The sequence below is a fragment of the Actinomycetospora sp. genome (assembly GCF_055612215.1).
On record NZ_JBVPVA010000802.1, the window covers coordinates 1 to 2559 of the forward strand.

Annotated in this window: 2 protein-coding genes; both read right to left on the bottom strand. The window is 76.9% G+C overall.

The features are described 5' to 3' along the window. A partial coding sequence (gene glmU, locus AC0CYZ_RS21975; protein WP_472219243.1) for a bifunctional UDP-N-acetylglucosamine diphosphorylase/glucosamine-1-phosphate N-acetyltransferase GlmU occupies positions 1 to 1478 on the bottom strand: 1478 nt, incomplete at its 3' end. 75 nt (positions 1479 to 1553) lie between these two features. After that, a partial coding sequence (locus tag AC0CYZ_RS21980; RefSeq protein ID WP_472219245.1) for a GGDEF domain-containing protein occupies positions 1554 to 2559 on the bottom strand: 1006 nt, incomplete at its 5' end.

The window sequence follows — 2559 nt, forward strand, 5'->3', positions numbered from 1 at the left end:
CGCTCGGACGACCGCGGCGCGTCGTCCGGTCCCCCCTCGGGCGGGCTCGCCGCCCGGGCCGCGGCCTCGGCCGCCGCGGTGCCGGGGCGCTTGCGCCACACCCAACCCTCGATGGTGCGCTGCGGGCCCGAGGACACGGCCAGCGCACCCGGCGGCACGTCCTCCCGGACCACCGTGCCCGCCCCGGTGTACGCCCCGTCCCCGATGGTGACGGGCGCCACGAAGGTGTTGTCGCTGCCGGTGCGCACGTGGTCGCCGACGACGCTGCGGTGCTTGGTCACGCCGTCGTAGTTCACGAACACGCTGGACGCGCCGATGTTGCTGCCCTCGCCGATCGTGGCGTCGCCGACGTAGGTCAGGTGCGGCACCTTGCTGCCGGCGCCGATCCGGGAGTTCTTCACCTCGACGAACGTCCCGATCTTGCCGCGCTCGGCCAGCTCGACGCCGGGGCGCAGGTAGGCGAACGGGCCGACGGACGTCTCCGGGCCGACGACGGAGTTGCTGCCGTGGGTGCGCACCACGCTGGCGCGGGCCCCGACGACGACGTCGGTGAGCGTGGAGTCCGGCCCCACGGTCGCGGCCTCGCCCACGGTCGTCGTGCCGTGCAGCTGCGTGCCGGGCAGGAGCGTGACGTCCTGGGCGAGCCGGACGCCGACGTCGACCCAGGTCGAGCGGGGGTCGACGACGGTGACGCCCGCGCGCATCCAGCGCTCCAGCACCCGGCGGTTGATCTCGGCGCCCATCGCGGCGAGCTGCACGCGGTCGTTGACCCCGGCGACGAGCCACGGGTCGGCCAGCTCCACGGCGCCGACGGAGAGCCCGTCGCGGTGGGCCACGGCGACGACGTCGGTGAGGTAGAGCTCGCCCTGCGCGTTGTCCGTGCCCAGCCCCGCGAGCGCGGCGCGCAGCAGGGTGAGGTCGAAGGCGTAGACCCCGGAGTTCACCTCGGTGATCGCCAGCTGGTCCAGCGACGCGTCGGCCTGCTCGACGATCGCGACCACGCCACCCTTGTCGTCGCGCACCACCCGCCCGTAGCCGGTGGGGTCGTCCATCTCCGCGGTGAGCAGGGTGACCGCGTGCCCGGCGTCGTCGTGCTCGGCGACCAGCGCGCGCAGCGTCGCGGCGTCGAGGAGCGGGACGTCGCCGTAGGAGACCAGGACGGTGCCCGTGGCCGCCGCGGGCAGCGAGGCGATCCCGACCGCGACGGCGTGCCCGGTCCCGCGCCGGCGGTCCTGCACCGCGGTGCGGACCTCGCGGCCGAGCTCGGCGCCGACCTGGTGGCAGTGGGTGCCGACCTCCTCGCGCCCGTGCCCGACGACGACGACGAGGTGGTCCGGGGTGGCGCCCGCGGCCGCGTGCAGCGCGTGCCCGAGCAGGCTGCGCCCGCCGACGGGGTGGAGCACCTTGGGGGTCGCCGAGCGCATCCGGGTGCCCTCTCCCGCGGCGAGGACGACGACCGCGGCGGGGGTCGACGGCATCGGCTACCCGCTCCTGGAGGTCTCGGCGTCGGCGGCGCCGCCCGGGACCAGCGCCCGGACGATGCTCCGATCCTCTCAACCGGAGACGGCGAGCCCCTCGGCGGGGGTGTCGGTCGAGGCGTCGAGGACCACCGCGCCGCCGCCCGCACGCTTGGCCGCGTACATCGCGCGGTCGGCGCGGGCCAGCAGCGTCCCCGGCGTCGGACCGGAGTGCTCGGCGCCGGCGACCCCGACCGAGAGCGACACCCACGAGCCGTCCCCGACCGGTACGTCCGCGACGGCGAGCGCGGCCCGCTCGAGCGCGGCGCGCGCGTCGGTCTCGGAACTGCCGGGCAGCACCACCACGAACTCGTCGCCGCCGTAGCGCGCCACCACGTCGTCGGCCCGCAGGCAGCGCCGCAGGGTCTGGGCGACCAGGCGCAGGACGTCGTCGCCGCGGGCGTGGGACATCCGGTCGTTGATCGTCTTGAAGCGGTCCACGTCGACCATCGCGATGGCGAATCCCGCGCCGCCGCGGGTGGCGACCGTGGTGAGGTGCGCGGCCAGGACGTCGTCGAGGGCGCGGCGGTTGGGCAGCCCGGTCAGCGGGTCGGTGCGGGCCTGCACGGTGGCCTCGCCGTGCTCGCGGCGCAGCTGCTCGTGCGCGAGCCGCGTGGTCAGCGAGAGGACCCGGGCGCGCTGCAGCGTCCACAGCTCGTCCTCGAGGTCGCTGGTGTAGTCGTGCAGCGCCCGCCGCGCGGACAGGCCCGCGACGTCCGAGCGGTCGGCGGTGACCTGCGCGAGCTCGCGGCTGACGGCGAGCAGCAGGTTCGGCTCCCCGCGGGGACGCCGGGCGCGGACGCCGTCGAGCACCGTCGCGGCCTCGTCACGGCGGCCGGCGAGCCGCAGGGCCCGGGACCTCGCGAGCCGGCAGAGCAGGTGGTCGGCCAGGACGGGGGAGACGCGGTCGTCGGGCCCCAGGGCCTCGGCGTCGCACCGGGCGGTCGCGGTCACCTCCGCGGCGCCGCGCACCCGGTCGTGCGCCTCCGGAGTGCCGGCCGGGCGGCGCGCGAGCGTCACCGCGGCGCGCAGGAGCAGGCGG